The organism is Desertibaculum subflavum, from assembly GCA_003576705.1.
GTDB lineage: Bacteria > Pseudomonadota > Alphaproteobacteria > Ferrovibrionales > Ferrovibrionaceae > Desertibaculum > Desertibaculum subflavum.
In genome coordinates, this window is the sequence record QOZS01000011.1 from 115,257 (window position 1) to 121,510 (window position 6,254).

The following is a 6,254-nucleotide window of genomic DNA, read 5'->3' on the forward strand; positions in this document are numbered from 1 at the left end:
GCCCACCGGCCGCGGTGTCGCAGCCGCCCGGCGCGCGGATCAGGCGCTGCGGCTGTTGCGGCCATGCCGGGTCACCGCCTCGCGCACCGCATCGGCCAGGGCATCGGCGCGGAACGGCTTGGCGAGCAGGCTGAAGCCTTCGCGGTCGACCTCGACGGCGGCGCGGTTGTAGCCGCTGGCGAGCAGGATCGGCAGGTCGGGGAAGTGCTGGCGCACGCGACGGGCGAGGTCGAGGCCGCTCATGCCGCCGGGCATCATGATGTCGGAGAAGACGAGATCGAAGCGCTGGCCGCCGAGCAGCAGGGCGAGCGCCGTGCGGGCGTCGCGCACGTGATGCGCCGCGTAGCCGATCATCTGCAGCATGGCGACGATCACCTTGGCGACCGCCTCGTCATCCTCGATCAGCAGCACCGTGCCGCTGCCGCCGGAAGGCAGGGCCGCGGCTTCCGGCTCGGCCGCGCCGGCGGCGCGGGCGGCGCGCGGCAGGTAGAGCGTGACCCGGGTGCCCTGGCCGAGCTCGCTCGCGATCAGCGCGCGGCCGCCGGCGGCCTGGGCGAAGCCGTAGACCTGGCTGAGGCCGAGCCCGGTGCCCTCGCCCGCCTGCTTGGTGGTGAAGTAAGGCTCGAACACGCGGGCGAGGTTCTCCGGCGCGATGCCGCTGCCGGTATCGGCGACGCTGAGCGCGACGAAGGCGCCGGCGATCTGCAGGCTCTCGGCCTCGTCGGCATCGATCACCCGGTTCTCGGCAACGAGGCGCACGAGCCCGCCCCCGGGCATGGCGTCGCGCGCGTTGACGCAGAGGTTCATCAAAGCGAGATCGAGCTCGGTCGCGTCGCATTCGACCGGCCAGAGCCCGGCCGGCAGGTCGACCAGCAGGCGGATGTCGCCGCGCAGCGAGCGCGACAGCAGCTCGCTCATGTCGCGGGCGCGGGCATTGAGGTCGATCACCTCGGGGTTCAGCGCCTGGCGGCGCGAGAACAGCATGATCTGACGGATCAGCCGGGCGCCGCGCTCGGCCGCCTGGTGGATGGATTCCGCCGCCTCGCGGTCGCGCTCGCCCGCCAGGGTGCGGCGCAGCAGGCCGGCATTGCCCTGCACCACGGTCAGCAGGTTGTTGAAGTCGTGCGCGATGCCGCCGGCGATGCGGCCGATCGCCTCGAGCTTCTGGGTCTCGCGCAAAGCCTCCTGCGCGTGCTCGCGCGCCAGCGTCTCGGCGGTCAGCTCGGCGGTGCGGGCGGCAACGCGCCGCTCGAGGCTCTCGTTCAGCTCCTGCAGGCGCGCCTCGCTGTCGCGCAGCGCGCGGTTCGCCTGCGCCAGCGCCGCCGCACGGCGGTTGGCGCGCTCGCGCTCCGCCTCGGCGAGCCGCACCAGGCGGGTGTAGAGCAGGCGCGTCTCCAGCAGCAGCACGACCAGCACGAAGCTCGCCGCGAACAGCCCGAAGATGCGCCCGGCATAGAAGCCGAGATCGAACCGCGCGGCGTTGAACACGGCGCTGAGCCCGATATCGGCGACCCACGCCGCCATGACCGCGACCAGCCAGAGGTCGAGCACGCTGCGCCGCCGGCGTGTCCAGGCGGCGGCGAGCCCGCCGACGCTGAGCGCCCAGACGGCGCCGACCACGAAGAGCATCAGCGGCGTGTAGCGGTTGCCCTGCATGATCGGCGGCAGCCAGTCGTGCCCCGCGGTCGCCACCTGGCTGAGCGCCAGCACCGCGGCGGCGACGGCGAGCAGGCTCCAGGCGATGGCGCGACCGGCCTGCGGCAGGCGGACGCCGTCGCCGAGCGCGCCGGCGATCACCAGGAGCGGCAGGCCGGCATGCCAGAACATGTAGAGCCAGGCGGTAGTCTGGCTGCCGCCGCCGATCAGGCTGCCCGGCACGACGAGGTCGGGGAAGCTCAGGCCATGCACCACCACCATCGCGGCGGTGAAGAGATAGCCATTGGCGAGCCACAGCACGCCGCGCCGGCGGCCGACGCTGAACTGGCCGAAGAGCAGGATCGCGGTGACGAGATCGTTGATCGCGAGCGCCGCCTGGTAGGCCGGGATGAAGGCCTCGACCCGGCCGATCGGCAGCGCCGCGACCGGCACCAGAGCGAGGAAGGCGAGCAGCGCGGCTGCGGCCACCGCCACGACGATGCGGTGCTCACCCGGCCGGGGAGGCAGTTCCGTGAGGAAGCTCCGGCCATCCGTCGCGCGCGCCTCGGCCATGCAGCCTCCGCGGGAAACAACGCGTCCGCAGCCCGCGGTACGGGCGCCGACCAGCCCTTTAAGAGAGAAATATCAAAAGGTTAAATTCAAGCATACAAATGTATTATCCGTTGTACAACGCTATGGGCGGGCGGTCAGCGTGTAGATCGCATTCTCGATGTCGGAGGCGAAGTAGATCGTGCCGGACGGCCCGACCGCGACACCGGTCGGAATGAAGCTCGGCGGCACGCCGGGCGTCCCCTTCAGGCCGATCGGCAGGTTGCCGGCCAGGATCTCCGCCCTGCCGGTCTTCGGGTCGATGCGGGTGAGCTGCCGGGCGGCGGATTCCGCCACCACGAGGCGGCCCTGGCCGTCGCGGGCGATGCCTTCCGGCAGCTTCAGGTCCTTCGCGACCACGGTCTTCGCCCCGGTCGCGAGATCGATCCGGCTGAGCAGGCCGGCCACGGACTCGGTGACGTAGACGGCATTGCCGTCGAGCACGAGGCCGACGGGGCCGGGAGGTCCTTGGCCACGGTCTTGCGGTTGTCGCCGTGCCGGCCGGACACCTGGACCAGGCTGCCGGTGCCGAGCTCGGCCACCAGGACCGAGCCGTCGGCCAGCTCGACGGCGTCATGCGGCGCCTTGAAGTTGTGCCAGATATCGATCACGGCGCCGGTCTTGCGGTCGAGGATCTCCACCGTGCCGGTGAACCAGCTCGACAGCACGACGTGCTTCGCGTTGGCCGTCACGTTGAAGGGATATTCCAGCACCGTGCCTTCGGCATGCATGCGGGCCAGGGTCGCCACATTGCCGGTTCCGGTATCGACGGAGCGGTAGGCGAAGAGATCGGCGACATAGACAGTCTCGGCGCCGCCCTCCGCCACCACGGCGAGCCCGCCCGGCATGGAGAGCCGGCCGGAGACGATGGTGCGCGCGGCACCCGTCTTCGGGTTCACCTCCTCGATCGCGTTGTCGGCCATGTTGGTGACGAAGACGCGGTCGGTCGGGCCGATGGCGAGATTGTCGATCGACGTGTTGAGCCAGGCCACCACCTTCTTGGCGCCGGTCTTGCGGTCGACCTTGACCAGCTGGCCGCGCGCGGTGTCGGCGACCCAGATGTCGCCCTTGCTGTCCAGCTTGATCGCCGCCGGAATCTTGAAGCCCTCGGCCACCACTTCGATCTTCGCGGTGTCGACATCGATGCGCACCACCTGGCCCTTGAACCAGAGCGGGCCGTAGAGCTTGTCGTCCGGGCCGAACACGAAGCTGTTCAGCCCGCCCATGCCCTCCATGATCTTGCGGGCCGGCTTCTCGCCCTTGGGATCGATCTCGTAGAGCGCGTCGCCGAGGAAGACCTGGGTCGCGTAGAGCCGGCCGTCCTTCCGCCAGGCCAGCGAGTTGATGCCGGGGAGCCCCGAGGCGAGCTTCCTGAACGGCGCGTCGCCCTTCTTGGAATAGACATCGCCGAGCAGGAAGGCGGTCCAGGCCATGGTGCCGTCGGCAGCGAAGGCGACGTCGTCGGCCATGCCTTCCGGCGGACCGACCAGGGTGCGCACCGTGCCGCTCCGGGGATCGATGCGATAGACGCTCTGCCCGACCACCGAGCCCGCGACCAGCGCGCCGTCCGGCGCCACCTTGATGCCGTGAATGCCATGGAAATGCGAGCCGGGGACCAGCTTCTTCAGCTGCCACTGCTCGGCCTGTGCCGAGAGCGCGAGACCAAAGGCGATGGCGAAACCGGCGATGCCGGCCGGCAGCTGATGCCGCATGGTTGCCTCCCTTGTTTGAATTGCCGCGATTCTGGTCAAGGCGCACTGACCTGTCCAGCAGCACGCCGGAATGAGCTAGGCTCGGCCCGATGGCCCTGCCCCATCTCAGCACCGTGCTCTACGTCCTGCTGGCGCTGGACGCCGTCGCCTTTGCCGGCGGCATCGCGTTCGTATTCTTGAGTCCCAGAACCGATGCGGCGGGCGAAGGCATGAAGTGGCTGCTGCCGATCATGCTGGCGGCGCCGCTGCTCGCGGCCGGCCTGCTGGCGCTGCTCGGCTTCGCCTGGTCTGGCTTCCGCATCGCCGGCGTGATCATTGCGGCGGCGCCGCTGGTCCTCGGCCTCTACGGCATGGTGCGGGCGCCGTTCGACTACGCCGCCGAGCGTCATGCGGCGCCTTCCATGCGCGATGTGGCGGAGGGTTTCGCCGCCGGCCCGGCGCGCGATTTCGCCCGCGCCGTCATGGCCGGCAACGAGGCTGAGGCGCGCCGTCTGCTCGCGTCCGGCGGCGTCGATCCGCGCGCCGTGGATGCCGAGCACAACGCGCTGTTCGAGCTGGCGGTCGTCTACCTGCCGGCGCTGGCGCCGGACCTGGTGCGCGGCGGCGCCGATCCGAACCACGCGCCCGCGGGCGCCGACCCGCCGATCTTCGCCGCGCTCCGCGGCAGCGCGGCGAGCTTTGCCGCCCTGCTCGACCAGGGCGCCGATCCCGATGCGCGCGACCGCCAGGGTACGCCCATCCTTGCCGTCTGCCTGATCCTGCGCCGGGCCGATGCGGCCGAGGCGCTGCTGGCGCGCGGTGCCGATATCCATGCCCGCGACGCCGACAACTGGAGCCTCGCCATGTACGCCGTGGCGTATCAGCATTGGCAGGTCGCCGAGGGGCTGATCCGCCGTGGCGTCGATCTCGACGAGCCGCGCGGCGACGGCGAAACCTTCGCCACCATGTTTGCCCGCGCCCGCCAGGACCGCCCGGCGGAGGAGACGCCGGCGATCGCGCGCGTCATCGAGGCGGCGGCAACTCGCGGGGTCGAACTGCGCTGACGGCTGCGGGTCTCTCGCCGGCTTTGTGACGACAGGGATCTGGGAGTAGAATTCGGCCGTGGGTCCTGCCATGGGGGCTCCGATGTGGCCGAAAAACAGCGTCGCGCAGCTTCTCGGTACCGCTCACCCCATCGTTCAAGCGCCGATGAGCGGCGCCAGCACGCCGCAACTGGTCGCCGCCGTCTGCAATGCAGGGGCCCTGGGCTCGCTCGGCTGCGGTACCTTGCCCGGCGAGGCGATCCGGGAGCAGATCGGCAATATCCGCGCGGCCACCAATCGTCCCTTCAACCTCAACTTTTTCGTCCATGCCAGGCCGGCCGTCGACGCGGCCGCGACCAAGCGCATGCGCGCCCGCCTCGCCGGCTACTATGCGGAGCTGGACCTCGGCCAGGTGCCGGATCCTGACGAGCTGTTTCCGCCATTCAGCGAAGATCAGCTGGCGGCCGTCCTGGAGGCGCGCCCGCGCGTGGTCAGCTTCCAGTTCGGCCTGCCGGCGCCGGAGACCGTGCAACGGATCAAGGCGGCCGGCTCGCTGATCCTCAGCTCCGCGACGACGGTCGCCGAGGCGCGCGACCTCGAGCGGCGTGGCGCCGATATCATCGTGGCGCAGGGTGCCGAAGCCGGCGGACATCGCGGCACCTTCTCGGACGACCTCGGCGCCGGTTCCATTGGCACCTTCGCCCTGGTGCCGCAGATCGTCGATGCCGTGCGGGTTCCGGTCATCGCGGCGGGCGGGATCGCCGACGGGCGGGGCATCGCGGCAGCCTTCGCGCTGGGCGCCCGCGGCGTGCAGATCGGGACCGCCTTCCTCGGCACCCCGGAAGTGGCCATGCTGCCCGCCTATCGCAAGGCCCTGCTGGGCGCGACGGCGGAGGACACCCGGATCACGCGCGTCTTCACCGGACGTCCGGCCCGCGCACTGCGCTGCCGCCTCACCGACGAGGTCGCCGACGCCGACGCGCTCGCCTTTCCCCTGCAGGCGAGCCTGCTGGCGCCGATCTGGGGCGTGGACGACGACAAGGTGCAATCCGCCTTCATGCCGTTCTGGGCCGGCCAATCCGTCGCGCTGATGCGCGAGATGCCGGCCGGCGAGCTGATCGAGAAGCTGGCCGCCGAGGCGCAGGCGCGCATGCCCCACTAGGTGTTCAGTCCCGATGTGAGGTGGGTGGGATCGTATCGGAATCGATCTGGTTCGTGCGCCCATGTCTTGCAGATGTGTTCGTAGGGCGTGAGACCGTTGAGCCTCTTGAGCCTC

At 70.7% G+C, this 6,254-nt stretch carries 5 protein-coding genes and 1 pseudogene; 2 read left to right on the top strand and 4 right to left on the bottom strand.

Annotation, left to right across the window (positions count from 1 at the left end; translation table 11 throughout):
* Positions 1 to 39: 39 nt before the first annotated feature.
* The 3 genes from DT074_RS07945 to DT074_RS07950 form a co-directional block, all read right to left on the bottom strand.
* Positions 40 to 2,208 (bottom strand): MASE4 domain-containing protein, encoded by a 2,169-nt coding sequence (locus DT074_RS07945; protein WP_119419295.1) that lies wholly within the window; start codon positions 2,206 to 2,208, stop codon positions 40 to 42.
* A 120-nt stretch (positions 2,209 to 2,328) separates the two neighbouring features.
* The gene (locus tag DT074_RS28455) at positions 2,329 to 2,604 is read right to left on the bottom strand and encodes an NHL repeat-containing protein (protein WP_368744529.1); all 276 of its coding nucleotides are present in this window, start codon (positions 2,602 to 2,604) and stop codon (positions 2,329 to 2,331) included.
* Positions 2,586 to 3,956, bottom strand: a complete 1,371-nt coding sequence (locus DT074_RS07950) for a Vgb family protein (RefSeq protein WP_368744530.1) — start codon at positions 3,954 to 3,956, stop codon at positions 2,586 to 2,588. Before DT074_RS07950 ends, DT074_RS28455 begins: the two co-directional genes overlap by 19 nt.
* Positions 3,957 to 4,045: 89 nt before the next feature.
* Between DT074_RS07950 and DT074_RS07955 the strand changes: the two genes are divergently transcribed.
* Complete coding sequence (locus DT074_RS07955) at positions 4,046 to 4,999, top strand: ankyrin repeat domain-containing protein (protein ID WP_119419296.1); 954 nt, start codon at positions 4,046 to 4,048, stop codon at positions 4,997 to 4,999.
* Positions 5,000 to 5,081: 82 nt separating this feature from the next.
* Positions 5,082 to 6,140, top strand: a complete 1,059-nt coding sequence (locus tag DT074_RS07960; protein WP_119419297.1) for an NAD(P)H-dependent flavin oxidoreductase — start codon at positions 5,082 to 5,084, stop codon at positions 6,138 to 6,140.
* Here DT074_RS07960 and DT074_RS07965 read toward each other — a convergent pair.
* Positions 6,137 to 6,254: pseudogene (locus DT074_RS07965) on the bottom strand (IS481 family transposase); the annotation flags it as partial. The gene DT074_RS07960 and the pseudogene DT074_RS07965 overlap by 4 nt on opposite strands.